Raw genomic sequence first — 18835 nt, 5'->3', positions numbered from 1 at the left:
CGTTCAACCGTTCTTGCGTTCAAATTCAGTCATGTAGTCGGCCAGTGCCTGGGCGCCAGCCAGCGGCATCGCGTTGTACAGCGAGGCACGCATGCCGCCGGTGGCACGGTGGCCTTTCAGGTTCAGCAGTCCGCGCCGACGCGCGCCATCGAGGAAGCGCTGTTCCAGGCGCGGTTCGCGCAGGAAGAAAGGCACGTTCATGCGCGAGCGCGACGCCGGCTGTATGCGGTTGATGTAGAGCGAGGAGGCGTCGATGGCGGCGTAGATCTTCTGCGCCTTCTCCACGCTGATGCGGGCCATCTCCGTCACGCCGCCCGCCTTGCGGACATGCTCGAACACCAGGCCGGCCACCCAGATCGCAAACGCCGCCGGCGTGTTGTACATCGAATCCCATTCGACATGCCGCGCGTACTTCATGACCGACGGCACGCCCGCACGCACCCGCTCCAGCAGGTCGTCGCGCACGATGACGATGGCCAGACCGGCCGGGCCGATGTTCTTCTGCGCGCCGGCGTAGATCAGGCCGTAGCGCGCCACGTCGATCGGTCGTGACAGGATGTTGGACGACATGTCGGCCACCAGCGGCACGTTGCCGGTATCCGGATCACCGTCGTACTCGACCCCGCCTATCGTTTCGTTGCTGCAGATGTGCACATAGGCCGCGGCCGGATCGAGCTGCCAGCCGGCGCGGTCCGGAACGCGGTCGAATTCGCTGTCGGCTGCGCTGGCGGCGATGCGCACATTCACCAGCGCGCTCGCTTCGGCCATGGCCTTGTCAGACCAGTAGCCGGTGTGGATGTAGTCCGCGCTCTCGCCCGGCTGTGCCAGATTGAGCGGCACCATCGCAAAGTGAGGCGTCGCCCCGCCGTGCAGGAACAGGATGTGGTGCGACTCCGGCACATCCAGCAGCGCGCGCAGGTCCGCCTTGGCACGCGCGAGGATGTCGGCGAAATGCTCGCTCCGGTGGCCGAGTTCCATCGCCGAGTAGCCTTCGCCGCGGAAGTCCTGCCACTCGCGCGCGACACGCTCGATCACCGCGTCCGGCATCATGGCCGGACCGGCTCCGAAGTTGTACGCGCGCTCGCCCATGGGCTGCTTATGCCTCGCCGCCGTCCTCGCCCCCGGCATCGACATCGCCGCTGGCGTCCTGCTCGCCATCCTGCTCGAGGTCCTGCTCGCTGTCGCTCTCGATCACCTTTTCCAGGCCGGCCAGACGGGTACCGTCATCGAGATTGATCAGCGTCACGCCCTGGGTGGACCGGCCCATTTCGCGGATGTCCGCGACGCGGGTACGGATGAGCACGCCGCCGGTCGAAATGAGCATGATTTCGTCGGTGGTTTCCACCAGCACCGCGCCCACCACGCCGCCATTGCGCTCGCTGGTCTGGATGGCGATCACGCCCTTGGTGCCGCGGCCGTGCTTCGGATACTCGGTCACACGGGTGCGCTTGCCGAAGCCGTTCTCGGTCGCGGTCAGCACGCTCAGTTCGTCGTTCTTCGACACCAGCATGCAGATCACGCTCTGGCCGTCTTCCAGCATCATGCCGCGCACGCCGCGGGCGGTACGGCCCATCGGCCGCACGTCCGCCTCGGCGAAGCGCACCGCCTTGCCGGCGTCGGAGAACAGCATGATGTCGTCCGAGCCATCGGTGATCGCCACGCCGATCAGCGCGTCGCCTTCGTCCAGATCGACCGCGATGATGCCGGCCTTGCGCGGATTGCTGAAGTCGGTGAGCGGCGTCTTCTTGACCGTGCCGCGACCGGTGGCCATGAAAATGTAGTGGTTCTCGTCGAACTCCTTCACCGGCAGCACCGCGGTGATCTTCTCGCCGTCGAGCAGCGGGAACAGATTCACGATGGGCTTGCCGCGCGAGTTGCGCGAACCTTCCGGCACTTCATAGACCTTGAGCCAGTAGACGCGGCCGCGGTTCGAGAAGCACAGGATGTAGTCGTGGGTGTTGGCGACGAACAGCTGGTCGACGAAGTCGTCGTCCTTCACCGCCGCCGCCTGCTTGCCACGGCCGCCGCGCTTCTGCGAGCGGTAGTCGGCCAGCGGCTGACGCTTGAAGTAGCCGCCGTGCGACAGCGTGACCACCATGTCCTGCTGGGCGATCAGATCCTCGATGCCGAGGTCCTGGGTGTGCACGATGATTTCCGACTTGCGCGCGTCGCCGAACTGCTCGCGGATCTGGCGCATTTCGTCGGAAATGATCTGGTTGATCCGCTCCGGGCGCGCCAGGATGTCGAGCAGGTCGATGATCTGCTCGATCACTTCCCGGTACTCGGCGGTGATCTTTTCCTGCTCCAGCCCGGTCAGGCGGGCCAGCTGCATGTCGAGGATGGCCTTGGCCTGCACGTCCGACATGCGGTAGCCGTCGGCGAAGGACCCGAAAGCCGGGTCCAGCCCGTCCGGACGGAAGCCGTCGGCACCGGCGCGGGTCAGCATCTGTTCGACCAGCGTCGAGGTCCACACCCTCGCCATCAGCGCGGTCTGCGCTTCGGAGCGCGACGGCGACGCCTTGATCAGCGCGATGATTTCGTCGATGTTGGACAGCGCGACCGCCAGACCTTCCAGCACGTGGCCACGCTCACGCGCCTTGCGCAGCTCGTACACGGTGCGGCGGGTGATCACTTCGCGCCGGTGCGACAGGAAGCAGCCCAGCATGTCGCGCAGGTTGAGCAGGCGCGGGCGGCCGTCGACCAGCGCCACCATATTCATGCCGAAGGTGTCCTGCAGCTGCGTCAGCTTGTAGAGGTTGTTCAGGATGACTTCAGGCACTTCGCCGCGCTTCAGCTCGATCACCACGCGCATGCCCGACTTGTCGGACTCGTCGCGGATGTCGGAAATGCCCTCGACCTTCTTATCGTTCACCAGCTCGGCGATGCGCTCGAGCAGGGTTTTCTTGTTCACCTGATAGGGCAGCTCGTCGACGATGATGGCCTGACGGTTGCCGCGGTCGATGTCCTCGAAGTGGGTACGCGCACGCATCACGACCCGGCCGCGGCCGGTCAGATAGCCTTCGCGCACGCCGGACAGGCCGTAGATGAGACCGCTGGTCGGGAAGTCCGGCGCCTGCACGATGTCGATCAGGGTCTCGATCGGCGTGTCCGGCTCGGCCAGCAGCAGCTGGCAGGCGTCGAGCACCTCGGCCAGATTGTGCGGCGGAATGTTGGTGGCCATGCCGACCGCGATACCCGCGCTGCCGTTGATCAGCAGATTGGGGATGCGGCTGGGCAGCACCAGCGGTTCCTGCTCCTTGCCGTCGTAGTTCGGGCCGAAATCGACGGTTTCCTTGTCGATGTCGGCCAGCAGCTCCGCCGCGATCTTGTCCAGACGGCACTCGGTGTAACGCATGGCCGCGGCGTTGTCGCCATCGACCGAACCGAAGTTGCCCTGGCCGTCGATCAGCGTGTAGCGCAGCGAGAAGTCCTGCGCCATCCGCACCAGCGTGTCGTAAATGGCCGAGTCGCCATGCGGGTGATACTTACCCATCACGTCACCGACCACGCGCGCGCACTTCACGTACGGGCGGCTGTGGGTGATGTTCGCCTCGTGCATCGCGAACAGCACACGCCTGTGCACCGGCTTCAGGCCGTCGCGCACATCAGGCAGCGCACGGCCGACGATCACGCTCATCGCGTAATCAAGGTAGGAGTGCCGCATCTCGTCTTCGAGCGAAATGGGCAGCGTTTCCTTGGCAAAAGATGTGGTCATCGGGGGATAGGACGGACGTCGGCTGTATGTTGGAGTGAACCCGGTCTGCGAATGCCGGTTTGTTCAGCCAAACCGGGAGTTTAACATGCAGCCGTATGCCGTTCCGGGTCACAGCACCGGCGGCCGACCGACTACACTGCGCAGCCCTGCCCATCGCGCCTTAGACCCACCCTGCCATGCACGCCCCTGCCACGCCGATCGACATCGACCTGCTGATCGAAGCACGCTGGATCATTCCGGTCGAACCGGCCGGCCAGGTACTCGAACACCACGCGGTTGCGGTCCGCGACGGGCGCATCCTCGAGCTGCTGCCGTCGGATCAGGCGCGCCAGCGCTACCGCCCCGGGCAGCTGCGCACGCTGGGCGACCACGTGCTCATCCCCGGGCTGGTCAATCTGCACGCGCACGCCGCGATGAACCTGCTGCGCGGCTACGCCGACGACCTGCCGCTGATGCGCTGGCTGACCGAAAGGATCTGGCCGGCCGAACAGAAGCACGTCAGCCACGACTTCGTGCGCGACGGCACGCTGCTGGCCTGTGCCGAAATGTTGCGCGGTGGCGTGACCACGTTCAGCGACATGTATTTCTTCCCGGACGCGGCCGCGGAAGCGGCGCTGGAAGCCGGCATGCGCGCCGCGCTGGGCGTCGTGGTGCTGGAATTCCCGAGCGCCTGGGCCAGCGACGCCGACCAGTATCTGAGCAAGGGCCTGGCAGTGCGCGACCGCTTCAAGCACGAACCGCTGCTGCACTTCACGCTCGCGCCGCATGCGCCCTACACGGTGTCGGACGCCACCTTCGAGCGCATCCGTACGCTGGCCGAACAGCTGTCGCTGCCCATCCACATGCACGTGCATGAAACCGGCGAAGAAATCGAACGCAGCCTGAGCGAACACGGCGTCCGCCCGCTTGAGCGCCTGCACCGTCTCGGCCTGGTCGGGCCGGAGCTGATCGCGGTGCACGCAGTGCATCTGGACGAAGGCGACGTTGCGCTGCTGGCACGCCAGGGTGCCAGCGTCGCCCACTGTCCGACGTCGAACATGAAGCTGGCCAGCGGGGCGAGTCCGCTGCCCGCCCTGATCGCCGCCGGCGTCAACGCCGGCCTGGGCAGTGACGGCGTGGCCAGCAACAATCGCCTCGACCTGTTCCAGGAGATGCGGCACGCCGGCCTGATGGCCAAACTGACCAGCGGCGACGCCGCTGCCCTGCCCGCCGAACAGCTGTTGCACATGGCAACGCTTGGCGGCGCCCGTGCGCTGGGCATCGAACACGAAACCGGATCAATCCGTCCCGGAAAAAGCGCGGACCTGTGCGCCATCAGCCTGGACGAGGCGGAAACCCGGCCGTGCTATTCGCCACTTTCCCACCTTGTATATGCTGCCGGCAGGGAACACGTGACCGATGTTTGGGTCGCAGGCATAGCGCGCGTAGCGCAGGGGAATTTGTTGCACCTGCACAACAATGAATTGAAGGCGCGCGCGCGCCTGTGGCAAAATCAGGTGGCTCTATAACGGCTTGCGGCTCTTATTTTCTGGATTGCCGCCCGGCATATCCGCAGAACTGCGCGGGTTTGCCGCCAGTTTTGCCTGTCAGGTCCAAGACAGGTGGGCAGGCCGGTTGACAACCGCTTCAAGTTTCATAAGAGGGGATCATGCTCAAACAACTGACGCAAAAACCGCTGCTCATCGCCCTGCTGGCCGCTACGGCCGGTTTCGCTTCCAACGCCTCGGCCATTGAAGACATCAAGGTCGATCCGAAACTGAAGGCCCACATTCCTTACGTGATCGACGCCCGTGGCGTGGTCGCTCGCAGCGCCACCGGCCTGTGCTGGAGAACCGGCTACTGGACCCCGGCCTACGCCGCGTCGGTGCCGGAAGTTGGCTGCGCCTGCGACAAGGACCTGCTGCCGAAGGACGTGTGCGAAAAGCCGGCCCCGGCTGCTGCTCCGGCCCCGAAGGCTGAACAGCCCGCCGCTCCGGCGCCCGCTCCGGCTCCGAAGCCCGCCGCGCAGAAGATCACCCTGTCGGCCGACGCCCTGTTCGACTTCGACAAGGCCACCCTGCGTCCGGAAGGCAAGTCCAAGATCGACGAAGCGGTCAGCAAGCTCAGCTCCATCGACCTGGAAGTGATCATCGCTGTGGGTCACGCTGACCGCATCGGCAAGGACAAGTACAACCAGACCCTGTCGGAAAAGCGCGCTGCCGCCGTCAAGGACTACCTGGTGGGCAAGGGCGTCGAAGCCAACCGCGTGTACACCGAAGGCAAGGGCGAAACCCAGCCGGTGACCGGCGACAGCTGCAAGAAGCTGGGCAAGGAACACCGCAGCAACAAGAAGCTGGTGGATTGCCTGCAGCCGGACCGCCGCGTGGAAATCGAGATCATCGGTACCCAGAAGTAATCGGGTTCCCGGTCTCACGAAAAGCCCTGCACGTGTGCAGGGCTTTTTTTCGCCCCGGCTCCGGTCGAGGGCTTAAGATTCCGCCCTTTCCGGGAAACCTCGCCCCGTACAGGACTGTCTTCCGCACATGACCACACATCTGAACGCCGACCCGCTCGAACTTGAAAAATTTTCCGAGCTGGCCCACCGCTGGTGGGATCCGGAATCGGAATTCAAGCCGCTGCACGACATCAATCCGCTGCGACTTGACTGGATAGACAGCTGCGTCGGTCTGGCCGGCAAGCGGGTGCTGGACGTCGGCTGCGGCGGCGGCATCCTGGCCGAAAGCATGGCGGTGCGCGGCGCCAGCGTGACCGGCATCGATCTCGGTGAAAAGGCGCTTTCGGTGGCGCGGCTGCACCTGCTCGAAAGCGGGCAGAAAGCGGAGTATCTGCTGCAGTCGGCGGAAGACCACGCCGCGGCGCGTCCCGGCCAGTACGACGTGGTCACCTGCATGGAAATGCTGGAACACGTGCCGGACCCGGCGAGCATCGTGCGCGCCTGCGCCACGCTGGTCCGACCCGGTGGCACCGTTTTCTTTTCCACGCTGAATCGCAATCCGAAGTCGTGGCTGTTCGCGGTCGTCGGTGCGGAGTACGTGCTGCGCCTGTTGCCGCGCGGCACCCATGAATACGAAAAGATGATCAAGCCCTCAGAACTGGCGCGCGATGCGCGCGCGGTGGGCCTGCGTGAGGCGGAACTGCTGGGCATGAGCTACAACCCCTTCACCAAGGTGTATTCGCTCGGCCGCGATACCGCGGTCAATTACCTGATGCGGTGCGTGCGCGATGAGTGAGGCCCGCATCCGCGGCGTGCTGTTCGATCTCGACGGCACGCTGGCCGACACCGCGCCGGATCTGGGTGGCGCACTGAACCGCCTGCGGGTGGAACAGGGCCTGAGCGAACTGCCGGCAGAAACGCTTCGTCCGCACACCTCGGCCGGCGCCCGCGGACTGATCGGCGCAGGCTTCGGCATCACGCCGGACGACCCGCGCTACGCGGCGCTGGCGGAGCGTTTCCTGACGCTGTACGAATCGGCGCTGTGCGTGGACACCCGGCTGTTCGACGGCATGGGCGAAGTGCTGACCCGACTCGAACAGGCGGGCATCCCCTGGGGCGTGGTGACCAACAAGGCGGCACGCTTCACCGTGCCGCTGATGCGCGAACTCGGTCTGCACGAACGTGCGGCCAGCATCGTCAGCGGCGACAGCGTACCGGTGCCGAAACCGGATCCGGCCGGGCTCCGGCTGGCAGCGTCCGAAATGGGCATCGACGCCGCTGCCTGCCTCTATGTCGGCGACGACGAGCGCGACATCCTGGCGGCCCGCGCAGCCTCCATGCCCTCGGTCACCGCAGCCTTCGGCTACCTCGGCTGTGCGCGCCATCACAGCGAATGGGGCGCCGACCACACCATCCATCACCCGCTGGAACTTCTGACCCTCTTGTAATCGGGCAAGGTGGTACCATCTGTTACTCACTGGGGGCGACCTGGTCTCGACGTGGGTCGCGAAACAGCGCAGGGCATACCGAGGGTCGGAGTACCTCGTAAATCCAACCGAAAACTAGATAGTCGCCAACGACGAATCTTACGCTCTGGCCGCTTAAGGCCGGACGCTGCACCGACTGATTAGCGGGTCGGGCCGGGCAACCGGTCGCAGCGCCATTAACAGCTAAAGTAAGGATGCACTCCGCCGCGTGGTGCATCACGAAAATCAAGCGGATCGCCTTTCATCAGCCTGCCGGGTCGGCGGGTGACGGGTTAGACCAAATGGCCAGGCTAAGTATGTAGAACTGTCTGCGTAGGGCTTGCGGACGCGGGTTCGATTCCCGCCGCCTCCACCACCATCCGACAAAAAGCCAACCGGCAACGGTTGGCTTTTTTCTTTTCCGGGAATTTTTCCCTGCCGTTTCCCTCCCGCCACAACGACACCGCGCTTACACAAAAAGATGGAAAAATATCCCTCTTGATTGCCGCACCGTATGCGGCGATGCCCTTCTTCAGGAAAATAGGCCATGCCCCCGCCTACTCCGTCCCTGGTTCGCCGCGCGCTGTGCAGGGCCCTGCCGCTTGCCGCAGCGCTGCCCTGGCGCGTGGTCTCCGCCCGCGGGCCGCTGCGCATCTACCATGTCATGAGCTTTGATTCACCGTGGCGGTGGACTGACGGCCAGTTTGCCGGCTTCAAGGAAGGTCTGGGCGCGGCGCCGGCGGAATACCGGGTGTTCCAGATGGACGTGAAACGCTTCAGCACGCCGCAGGCCAAGACCGACCGGGCGGCGGTCGCCTGGCGGGACATTCAGGCCTGGCAGCCTGACCTGATCTACACCTCGGATGACGACGCCCTGGGCTACATCGGTCGCCTGCGTGATGACGCATCGCCGCCGCTGGTGTTCAGCGGTGCCAACCGCTCGCTGACGGACCACGGGCTGGAGCGTGCGTCCAATCTGACCGGCGTGCTGGAAGAGGAGCACTTCGCCGAATCGGTGCAGCTGCTGCGCACGCTGAGCGGCCGGGTGCGCCGGCTTGCGGTCATTTCGGACGCCGCCCCGCACTGGGCGCCGGTCATCCAGCGCATACGGGCGCGGGCGGCCGCCATGCCCGGCATCGAACTGGCGCAGGTAGACCTGACCAGCCGGTACGCCGAGTTTCAGTCGCGGGTGAAACATTACGGTCAGGGCCATGCGGATGCGGTGGTGTATCTGGGCATTTTCAATCTGAAGGACGACAGCGGGCGCAACGTGCCCTACAAGACGGTGCAGCGCTGGGTGACCGAAAACAGCGCGCTGCCGGACATCAGCTTCTGGATAGACCGCATCCATCACGGTGTGCTGTGCTCGGTCACGATCTCCGAGCACGAACAGGGGCTGGCAGCAGGCCGGCTGGCGCGGGCCATCCTGATCGACGGACGGCGGGCCGCCGACCTGCCCATACTGCCGACCGTGAAAGGACACCCGGCCATCAGCCTGGCACGCGCCCGCCAGCTCGGCATCACGGTCAAGGCCACCGAACTGCTGTCATCCGAGATCGTGACCGAATTCGAATGGAACAAGGCGGCCGGATGAAACAGAGCCTGCGCACCCGCATCCTGTTCATCGCCTCCACCGTCCTGGTGGTGGCCATGGTGGTCAATGCGATCACGTCCAGCTACGTGTTCACCCGCAAGCAGACCGAATCCCACGAAATGTGGGCGCAGGCGATCGGACGGGTGATCGGCGGGCAGCTGGAACGCATCCTCTACCTGGGCATTTCGCTGAACGCGCTGCAGGGCTTCGAGCGCCAGTGCGCAGAAGCGGTGGAGCGCAACCCGGATCTGTCCTACGCCTTCGTGCTGTCGCCGCAGGGCGAGGTGCTTTTCCACAGTGCCCAGCGCGCCGGACAGCCGATGCCTGCGCTGTCGCCCACGCTGCGCAGCGCGCTGGCCGCCGGCCGCACATCCATGCCGGATGCGGCGGGCAAGTCACACGCGGTCTCGGTCCCGGTGATCGATCCGGCCGGACGCAAGGTGGCCGACGTGGTGGTCGGTTTCCGCCAGGAAGTGATCGATTCGGCCCGCAACAGTCTGCTGCTGATCACCACCGGCGTGGATGTCGCGGTGCTGGCCACCAGCATGCTGCTGCTGTTTCTGGTGCTGTCGCACTTCGTCATCCATCCGCTCAGCCGCATGGTGAAGACCCTTGAAGCGATCCGGCCGGGTCAGGCCGGATCAGGCCGGCTGGCAGAGGATGGCGGCGACGAGCTGGCGGTGGTGGCACGCAGCGTGAACCGCATGCTGGCCCGCATCGAACGGCACGAGGTCGAACTGCGCCGCGAGCGCGATGCGGCGGCCCAGGCGGACCGCGCCAAATCCGACTTCCTGGCGGTCATGAGCCACGAAATCCGGACGCCGATGCACGCCATGCTGGGCATGAGCGAAGTGCTGCTGCGCACGCAGCTCGATCCGCGCCAGACCGGTTACGCCGAACGCATCCGGCGATCCGGACGCCGCCTGCTTTCAGTCATCAACGACATCCTCGATTTTTCCAAGATCGAAGGTGGCCACATGACGCTGGCGCGCAACGACTTCGACCTGTGCGCACTGCTCGACGAAGCGGTGGATACGGTCGATGCCAGTGCGCGCGAACGCGGGCTCACGCTCGAATGCGACAGGCCGCCCGAGCCGGTGATGGTGCATGGCGACGCCGGACGCCTGATGCAGATCCTGCTCAATCTGCTCGGCAATGCGCTGAAGTTCACGCCTGAAGGCACGATACGGGTCCGGCTCAAGGCCACCGCGCCGGCCCTCGACGCGGGCGGACGGATGACGCGTCAGGTCGAGCTGTCGGTCGAAGACAGCGGCATCGGCGTACCGCAGGCGCTGCATCAGCGCATTTTCGAACCGTTCACCCAGGGCGACGGCAGCATCACCCGCCGCTACGGCGGCAGCGGTCTGGGCCTGTCCATCGTCGCCCGGCTGGTGGAACTGATGCACGGCCGCATCGGCCTGGACAGCGCGCCGGGGGCCGGCACCCGCATCCACATCACGCTGCCGCTGGAAGCGGCCCGCGGCACCGCTCCGGTCGCCCCGCCGGGTCGGGACCTGGCACCCGCGAACACCGGTGGCTGCCGCATCCTGCTGGTTGAAGACGACCCGGTGAACCAGGAAGTCGCCTGCGCGCTGCTTGAGGACGCCCGCTGTCAGGTCGTGGTCGCGCAGGACGGCGCGCGCGCTGTCCGCCTGTGCGCCGAACAGAGTTTCGATCTGGTGCTGATGGACTGCCACATGCCGGTAATGGACGGTTTCACCGCCGCGCGTGCGATACGCGACAGCGAACGGCACGGCGCGCATCTGCCCATCATTGCGCTCACCGCCGACGTGCAGCCGGAAACCCGTGCACGCTGTCAGGACGCGGGCATGGACGACTATCTGGCCAAGCCCTTCGACCGGCGCAGCCTGCTCGAACTGCTGGTGCGCTGGTGGCCGGCGGCGCAGCCTGCGCCGCACGCCGCGCGGCCGGAACCCCAGGCGGTCGATGTACCCGCCAACGCCGCGCGACTCAGCCGCGCGGCGGCGCTCTTCATCGCGGACACCCCCGCGCTGATCGACCGGCTGGACAGCGCCGCGCAGTCCGGCGCGCACGCCACGCTGCGCGAGCTCGCCCACCGCCTGAAATCGAGCAGCGCAAGCGTGGGTGCCCTGCCGCTGAGTGCACTGGCGGCTGCACTGGAAGCCGATGCGACCGCACCGGCTGCGGATCTGGACTGGTCCGACCGCATTCCGCCGCTGCGCGCCGCCTTCGAACAGGCCCGTTCAGCGCTGCAGGGCCACGAGACGGCGATTCAGCCCGGCGCCTGAGCGCAGGCTTCGGCCACCGCGGCCATCAGCATCCGCTCTACCGTAGTGTTGTCGCGCACCGGGCGCAGCGCCTGGTACAGCGTTTCCGCCTGCGGATAGGTGCGGCGCAGCAGATTGAGCCACTGCTTGACCCGCCCGGCCGCATGCCGCGCCTCGACATGGGCCAGCACGCGCCGCCAGTAGCCGGTCAGCGCCGGCGCGATGCGCGGCCAGTCACCGGCCGGATCGCCCTCATCCTCGCCGGCCAGCCGCGCGCGGATGCGCGTCGCGAGCAGCGGATCAGCCACCGCACCGCGCCCCAGCATCACGTCGCGCAGGCCGCTTTCGCTGCGGCAGCGCAGGTAATCGTCCGCACTCCAGATTTCGCCATTGGCCACCACCGGCACCCGCACCGCCTCGGCGATGCGGGCAATCCATGGCCAGTGGGCCGGCGGCTTGTACCCGTCGAGCTTGGTGCGGGCATGCACCACGATCATGTCGGCGCCCCCCTCGGCCAGCGCCTGCGCCGCCTCGATCGCGCGCGAGGTGTCGCGCACGCCCAGCCGCATCTTGGCGGTGAAGGGCACGCGACCGGCCACCGCGCGGCCCACCGCGGACACGATGTCGTGCAGCAGTTCGGGTTCGTCCAGCAGCACCGCACCACCTCGGTGGCGGTTCACGGTCGGAGCCGGGCAGCCGAAATTGAGGTCGATGCCGGCTGGCTCCAGCCGGGCGAGCTGGTCGGCGTTGGCGGCCAGCTGCTGCGGATCCGAACCCAGTAGCTGCACCCTCACCGGCACGCCCCCTTCGGTGCGCGCGCCATTGAGCAGTTCGGGCGCCACCCGCTGGTAGCTGCGCGGCGGCAGCACGCCGTCGGTCACCCGCACGAATTCGGTCACGCACCAGTCGTAGTGCGCGATGCGGGTGACTTCGGCCCGCAGGCGGGCGTCGAGCAGCCCTTCCATCGGGGCGAGCAGAAGGCGGGGAGAAACGGCGGCCGGCGTGTCAGCGCCGGTCCGGGAAGAAGCATGCATCCGGCAGGAAATCAGCGGGCCCGTCGGGCCGATGCGTGATTATCCCGCATCGGCCCCGCCCTGCCCTGCTGTTTCGTCGCGCCGGATCAGGCCTTGCGGCGGCGCAGCAGCAGTACCGCGCCACCCAGCAGGCCCATCGCCCAGCTGCCGGGTTCAGGCACCGACGACACCAGCGCCAGCGCGGTGGCCGGATCGTCGGTGATGATGCCGGACAGGCGACCCGTCACCCTCTTGCCGTCGATCTCGCGGATCGCGCTCATCGACATCAGGTCGGCCATGGTTTCCGCCTCGTTCACCGTCCAGGTGAACACGCGCAGGTCGCGGCTGGCAGCCAGCGCGAGCAGATCCCCCCACAGCGGTTCGCCCTGGCTCAGCAGATCGGCATAGGACAGCGCCAGCCCGTCCACGCCCGCGCCCTTGAGCTGATCGAGATAGCCGGCCCGCGCGCCGAGCGTGCCGCGCGACACGAAGGTGGAGAAGAAGCCGAGGTGGAACACCTCCGCGCCGTCCAGATGGCTGACCAGATCGGCCACCGAAGCGTCCGACCAGCCGAAGGCCACCGCGTCGTGCAGGTCGAAGCCGGTTTCCGCCACCGCCCGCGCGATCGCCGCACCCGCCGCCGCGTCCTTGGTATCCAGCACGACCTTGGCGCCGGCATCGCGGGCCAGGGTCAGGGTGTCGACCAGGGTCGGAATCTTCTCGCCGGCGTAGCGAGTGCCGAACACGTCGCTGTAGCCGGCCGACAGGGCTTCGAGCTCGGCCAGCGTACTGCCGGAAATCGAACGATTGACGCCGGTGGTGCGGGTGGTGGTGCTGTCGTGCATGTTCACCGCGATGCCGTCCCGCGTCACCCACACATCGGTCTCGAAGCGGTGGGCACCCAGCGCGATGGCCTGGCGGTTCGATTCCAGCGTGTTCTCAGGGGCGAACATCGAATTGCCGCGATGGGCGATCACTTCGAAGCCGTCGGCAATGCTGGTCGGACGGGGGGCTGTGGCGACGAAGTTCCTGCCGCTGCCCAGTTCGTAGTGACTGCGGATTTCCGCCTCGCTCAGCGCCCGGCCGTAGATGGCGACCTGATCGACGCCGCCGGCCTTGTAAAGGCGGTTAGGGCTGCCGGCGTTCCAGTCGGCCGCGATCGCAGCGGCCTGCCCGGCCGGCAGCGTGGAGGCGAGTTTCGCGGCGGTGTGGCGGTCGCGCAGCACGCCGTCGACATAGATCTTGGCCGAGGCGCCGGCAGCGTCGTTCGGGTCGAGCATGCCGACCACATGGATCCATTCGCCCTGCTTCTTGTTCACGATGTAGGACGAAGCGCCCGGCCGTTCCGCATAGCCATTGGCCGTGGTCACCTTGAAGCGCAGCTCGCCGTTCGCGCGGTCGAGGTAGAGCGCGTAGTGATCCTGCGAGCTGTCGTAGATGCCGGCGAAGCTTTCGCCGATCGAACCGAGCGGTGCGTCCAGCCGTATCCACGCCTCGACGCTGACCGCATTGCTGCCGGTGAGCGACGGCAGCGCCGGCGCACGCAGATAGTTGCCGCCACCCGCGGCCGCGCCGCCAAACAGGCCGCTGACCAGCGGTCCGCTGCCCAGCGGTGTGGCATTCAGCCCGTTGCCGCTGGCGTCAGCGCCACTGAGCTGGCCGCCGACCGCGTCGAGCTGCCAGTAGGCGAGCGGGTCGGAGGCCAGCACGCCAGCCGTGTAGGCCGCGGCGTTGCCGGCGGCGTGTGCCGGCATCCAGCCCAGGGCCAGGAAGGTCGCCAGCGCGCAACGGCGCAGCGATGAAGGGATGGTTCTCATGAGGGGGTCACTCCGCAGACAGAAAGGCCGTGCCGGCCCATGCCGGAACGGCCTCGAAGTCTATGGAGCCCTGATGACACGGACACTGCGCGGCAATCCCGCCCGCATGAGCCTTTCGGCCCACGGTGGCGGCAAGCCATGATCCTTACGGACCATGGCGGCACTGCTCAGCTCGGCTTGCGGAAGCTGAAGTGGCCCGCCGGATCGGCATCGACCACGATCACGTCCTTCGGCCCGAAGCTGCCGTCGAGGATGCGCTTCGACAGCGGATTCTCGATGTGCTCCTGGATCGCGCGCTTCAGCGGCCGCGCGCCGAACACCGGGTCGAAACCCGCCTTGCCCAGCTCGGACAGCGCCGCGTCCGACACCTGCAGACCCATGTCCAGCTTGGCCAGCCGCTTTTCCAGATAGGCGAGCTGTATCTTCGCGATGCTCTGGATATTGCGTTCGTCCAGCGCGTGGAACACCACCACCTCGTCGATCCGGTTGATGAATTCCGGACGGAAGAAGGTTTTCACCTCGCTCATCACCGCCAGCTTCACCACGCCGTAATCCGAGCCGGCCATCTGCTGGATCATCTGGCTGCCGAGGTTGGAGGTCATCACGATGACCGTGTTCTTGAAATCCACCGTGCGGCCCTGGCCGTCGGTCATGCGACCGTCGTCCAGCACCTGCAGCAGCACGTTGAACACGTCCGGATGCGCCTTCTCGACCTCGTCGAACAGGATGACGCTGTAGGGCTTGCGCCGCACCGCCTCGGTCAGGTAACCGCCTTCGTCATAGCCGACATAGCCCGGCGGCGCGCCGATCAGGCGGCTCACCGAGTGCTTCTCCATGAATTCGCTCATGTCGATGCGGATCAGGTGCTCTTCCGAATCGAACAGGAATTCGGCCAGCGTCTTGCACAGTTCGGTCTTGCCGACACCGGTCGGGCCGAGGAAGAGGAAGCTGCCGTAGGGGCGGTTCTCGTCGCTGAGACCGGCACGCGAGCGGCGGATGGCGTCCGACACCAGACGCACCGCCTCGTCCTGACCGATCACGCGCTGGTGCAAGCGGTCTTCCATCTTCAGCAGCTTGTCGCGTTCGCCCTGCATCATCTTGCTCACCGGAATGCCGGTCGCGCGCGACACCACCTCGGCGATTTCCTCGGCGCCGACTTCGGTGCGCAGCAGCTTGTTCTGCGGCTTCACGTCGCCCGACTTCTCGGCCTGCTTCAGCTGTGCCTCGAGCTGCGGCAGCCTGCCGTACTGCAGTTCGGCCAGCTTGTCGAACTGGCCCTTGCGCTGCAGGTCGGCCATCTGCACCCGCACCTTCTCGATCTCTTCCTTGATGTGCGCACTGCCCACCACCTGCGCCTTCTCGGCCTTCCAGATCTCTTCGAGGTCGGAATATTCCTTATGCAGCTTGTCGATCTCTTCCTCGATCAGGCCGAGCCGGCGGATGGACGCCTCGTCCTTTTCCTTCTTCACCGCCTCGCGCTCTATCTTGAGCTGGATGAGCCGGCGGTCGAGCTTGTCCATCGACTCCGGCTTGGAGTCGATTTCCATCTTGATGCGCGCGGCCGCCTCGTCGATCAGGTCGATCGCCTTGTCCGGCAGGAAGCGGTCGGTGATGTAGCGATGGCTCAGTTCGGCCGCGGCGACGATGGCCGGGTCGGTGATGTCGACGCCGTGGTGCAGTTCGTACTTCTCCTGCAGACCGCGCAGGATGGCGATGGTCGCCTCCACCGTCGGCTCGTCCACCAGCACCTTCTGGAAGCGGCGCTCGAGCGCGGCGTCCTTCTCGATGTACTTGCGGTATTCGTCCAGCGTGGTGGCGCCAATGCAGTGCAGTTCGCCGCGCGCCAGCGCCGGCTTCAGCATGTTGCCGGCGTCGATCGCGCCTTCGGCCTTGCCGGCGCCGACCATGGTGTGGATTTCGTCGATGAACAGGATGATGCGGCCTTCGTCCTTGGCCACCTCGTTCAGTACGCTCTTCAGCCGTTCCTCGAATTCGCCTCGGAACTTGGCGCCGGCCAGCAGGCCGGCCATGTCCAGCACCAGCACGCGCTTGCCCTTCAGCGTTTCCGGCACCTCTTCATTGACGATGCGCTGCGCCAGCCCTTCGACGATGGCGGTCTTGCCCACGCCCGGCTCGCCGATCAGCACCGGATTGTTCTTGGTACGGCGCTGCAGGATCTGGATGGCGCGGCGGATTTCGTCATCGCGGCCGATCACCGGGTCGAGCTTGCCGGCGGCGGCGCGCTCGGTCAGGTCGATGCAGTACTTCTTCAGCGCCTCGCGCGCGCCCTCCGCTTCGGCCGAACCGACCGACGAGCCGCCGCGCACCTGTTCCACCGCCTTTTCCAGCGCGGCGCGCTCCAGCCCGGCCTGCTTCAGTACGCGGCCGAGTTCGCCCTTGTCGCCGGTGGCGGCGAGCAGGAACATTTCCGAGGCGATGAACTGGTCGCCACGCTTCTGCGCCTCGCGATCGGCCAGATTGAGCAGATTGGTGAGGTCGCGGCCGATCTGCACCTCGCCGCCGTGGCCCTCGACCGTGGCGATGCGCGACAGCGCCTCATCCACCGCTTTCTTCAGCGGCGCGACATTGACGCCTGCCCGGGCGAGCAGCGACGCGGTGGAGCCGTCGTCCTGGTTCAGCAGCGCGAGCATCAGGTGGGCCGGCTCGATGTACTGGTGGTCGCGACCGACCGCCAGGCTCTGGGCATCGGCCAGCGCCTGCTGGAATTTGGTGGTGAGCTTGTCGAAACGCATGAACGCCTCCGTGAACTTGATCTGGACGCTATCTGGGGCGAACGATCCGCTTTTCAACCGGCAAACGCTTGATGCCGGTCAAATGCGGCGGTCACGTCCGGTAAAGTGACGTCATCGCACGCCTGACGCTTCCGATGCCCGAGTCGTCCCACATGCCGCACACCCGCAGCAAGATCATGAGCGCAGCCGACGCCGTGGCGCGGATTCCGGATGGCGCCACGCTCGCCACCACCGGTTTCGTCGGCATCGGCTTCGCTGAACATCTGGCGATCGCGGTGGAACAGCGCTTCCTCGATACCGGCGCACCGCGCGACCTCACGCTGGTGTATGCCGCCGGCCAGGGCGACGGCAGGCACCGCGGGCTGAACCACTTCGGCCACGAAGGGCTGGTCCGGCGCGTGATCGGCGGCCACTGGGGCCTGGTGCCTCGGCTGCAGGCGCTGGCGGTGAGCAACCGGATCGAAGCCTGGAACCTGCCGCAGGGCGTGATCTCGCAGCTGTTCCGCGACATCGCCGCACACCGGCCGGGCCAGCTCACCCGGGTCGGGCTGGACACCTTCGTCGATCCGCTGCACGGCGGCGGCAGGATCAACGCCGCCACCACCGCCGATCTGGTGCAGCGCATGCAGATCGACGGCGAGGATTTTCTCTTCTACAGGGCCTTCCCGATTCACGTCGCACTGGTGCGCGGCAGCACCGCGGACCCGGACGGCAACGTGACGATGGAGCGTGAGGCACTGACCCAGGAGGCGCTGTCAGTCGCCATGGCCGCGCACAATTCGGGCGGCCTGGTCATCGTGCAGGTCGAGCGCACGGTCGGGTGCGGCGAACTGAACCCGCGCCAGGTCAAGGTGCCGGGCGTGCTGGTCGACTGCGTCGTCGTGTCGCCGCCGGAACACCATCACCAGACCTTCGCCACCGCCTACAACCCGGCCTATTCCGGCGAGACGCGGCTTGCGGCCGACGCGCTGCCGGCGATGGCGCTGGACATCCGCAAGGTGATCGCCCGCCGGGCCGCGCTCGAGCTGCAGCCGGGCAATGTGGTGAATCTGGGCATCGGCATGCCGGAGGGCGTGGCCGCGGTGGTGGCAGAAGAGGGGCTGATCGACGACCTGACGCTGACCGCCGAACCCGGCGTGATCGGCGGCATACCGGCCGGCGGCCTCGATTTCGGCGCCGCGGTGAACACCCAGGCGGTGATCGACCAGCCCTACCAGTTCGACTTCTACGACGGCGGCGGGCTGGACATCGCCTTCCTCGGTCTCGCTCAGGCCGACGCCGACGGCAATGTGAACGTGTCGCGCTTCGGCCACCGTCTGGCCGGCGCCGGCGGCTTCATCAACATTTCGCAGAACGCCCGCAGGCTGGTATTCGTCGGCAGCTTCACCGCCGGCGACGCCGACATCGCGGTGCGCGACGGCCGGCTCGACATCCGGACCGAAGGTCGCAGCCGCAAGTTCGTGCAGGCGGTCGAACACCGCACCTTCAGCGGCCGCGAAGCGCGGCGGCGCGGGCAGGACGTGCTGTACGTGACCGAGCGCGCGGTGTTCCGGCTGGCGGACGACGGCCTGGAGGTGGTGGAGATCGCGCCGGGCATCGACCTCGCGCGCGATGTGTTCGCCCACATGGATTTCACGCCACGCGTGTCGCCGGTGCTGCGCTCGATGCAGGCGCGGCTTTTTGCCGACAGCGTCATGGCACTGGCCGCACAGTGGCGGCACAATGCAGATGGATCGTCCTGAAGCTGCGGCGCACGACGGCGCAGTCGACCGGCGAACAGTTCCCCACCCAGAG

The 18835-nt window shown here is 66.7% G+C and carries 12 protein-coding genes and 1 other RNA gene; 8 read left to right on the top strand and 5 right to left on the bottom strand.

Annotated features, from left to right (window positions below):
• Nucleotides 1–3 precede the first annotated feature (3 nt).
• Entirely contained in the window at nt 4–1089 is a 1086-nt protein-coding gene (gene serC / locus METUNV1_RS13250; RefSeq protein WP_008062598.1) for a 3-phosphoserine/phosphohydroxythreonine transaminase, read from the bottom strand.
• A 7-nt stretch (nt 1090–1096) separates the two neighbouring features.
• A complete protein-coding gene (gene gyrA, locus METUNV1_RS13245) occupies nt 1097–3715 on the bottom strand; it encodes a DNA gyrase subunit A (RefSeq protein WP_008062597.1) in 2619 nt (872 codons plus the stop codon).
• Between the two features lie 176 nt (nt 3716–3891).
• Here gyrA and METUNV1_RS13240 point away from each other — a divergent pair, with 176 nt between their 5' ends.
• The 7 genes from METUNV1_RS13240 to METUNV1_RS13210 all read left to right on the top strand — a co-directional run bounded on the left by METUNV1_RS13240 (nt 3892) and on the right by METUNV1_RS13210 (nt 11479).
• The gene (locus tag METUNV1_RS13240) at nt 3892–5223 is read left to right on the top strand and encodes a TRZ/ATZ family hydrolase (RefSeq protein ID WP_008062596.1); all 1332 of its coding nucleotides are present in this window, start codon (nt 3892–3894) and stop codon (nt 5221–5223) included.
• 140 nt (nt 5224–5363) lie between these two features.
• Entirely contained in the window at nt 5364–6110 is a 747-nt protein-coding gene (locus METUNV1_RS13235) for an OmpA family protein (RefSeq protein ID WP_008062595.1), read from the top strand.
• A gap of 127 nt (nt 6111–6237) precedes the next feature.
• Nucleotides 6238–6945 (top strand): bifunctional 2-polyprenyl-6-hydroxyphenol methylase/3-demethylubiquinol 3-O-methyltransferase UbiG, encoded by a 708-nt coding sequence (gene ubiG, locus METUNV1_RS13230; protein WP_008062594.1) that lies wholly within the window; start codon nt 6238–6240, stop codon nt 6943–6945.
• Entirely contained in the window at nt 6938–7597 is a 660-nt protein-coding gene (locus tag METUNV1_RS13225) for an HAD-IA family hydrolase (protein ID WP_008062593.1), read from the top strand. The genes ubiG and METUNV1_RS13225 overlap by 8 nt, the downstream gene beginning before the upstream one ends.
• A 31-nt stretch (nt 7598–7628) precedes the next feature.
• Nucleotides 7629–7991, top strand: a transfer-messenger RNA (tmRNA) gene (gene ssrA / locus METUNV1_RS13220).
• A 171-nt stretch (nt 7992–8162) separates the two neighbouring features.
• Complete coding sequence (locus METUNV1_RS13215) at nt 8163–9209, top strand: ABC transporter substrate-binding protein (RefSeq protein WP_008062592.1); 1047 nt, start codon at nt 8163–8165, stop codon at nt 9207–9209.
• Nucleotides 9206–11479, top strand: coding sequence for an ATP-binding protein (locus METUNV1_RS13210; protein ID WP_008062591.1), 2274 nt, complete (start codon nt 9206–9208; stop codon nt 11477–11479). The genes METUNV1_RS13215 and METUNV1_RS13210 overlap by 4 nt, the downstream gene beginning before the upstream one ends.
• On the opposite strand, the gene METUNV1_RS13205 is transcribed toward METUNV1_RS13210, so the two are convergent.
• The 3 genes from METUNV1_RS13205 to clpB all read right to left on the bottom strand — a co-directional run bounded on the left by METUNV1_RS13205 (nt 11464) and on the right by clpB (nt 17041).
• Nucleotides 11464–12423 carry a tRNA dihydrouridine synthase gene (locus METUNV1_RS13205; protein WP_008062589.1) on the bottom strand — a complete coding sequence of 320 codons (960 nt, stop codon included), beginning with the start codon at nt 12421–12423 and terminating at the stop codon, nt 11464–11466. The genes METUNV1_RS13210 and METUNV1_RS13205 overlap by 16 nt on opposite strands.
• Before the next feature lie 155 nt (nt 12424–12578).
• A complete protein-coding gene (locus METUNV1_RS13200) occupies nt 12579–14288 on the bottom strand; it encodes a glycerophosphodiester phosphodiesterase family protein (protein WP_008062587.1) in 1710 nt (569 codons plus the stop codon).
• A 167-nt stretch (nt 14289–14455) separates the two neighbouring features.
• Nucleotides 14456–17041, bottom strand: a complete 2586-nt coding sequence (gene clpB, locus METUNV1_RS13195) for an ATP-dependent chaperone ClpB (protein ID WP_008062585.1) — start codon at nt 17039–17041, stop codon at nt 14456–14458.
• 176 nt (nt 17042–17217) lie between these two features.
• Here clpB and METUNV1_RS13190 point away from each other — a divergent pair, with 176 nt between their 5' ends.
• On the top strand, nt 17218–18783 hold the full coding sequence (locus tag METUNV1_RS13190) for an acyl CoA:acetate/3-ketoacid CoA transferase (RefSeq protein ID WP_232416221.1): 1566 nt from the start codon (nt 17218–17220) through the stop codon (nt 18781–18783).
• Nucleotides 18784–18835: the final 52 nt, after the last annotated feature.

This window comes from Methyloversatilis universalis FAM5, from assembly GCF_000214035.2.
Classification (GTDB): Bacteria; Pseudomonadota; Gammaproteobacteria; order Burkholderiales; family Rhodocyclaceae; genus Methyloversatilis; species Methyloversatilis universalis.
Note: the sequence above shows the minus strand (reverse complement) of the source record. Positions and strands in the feature narration are given on the sequence as shown.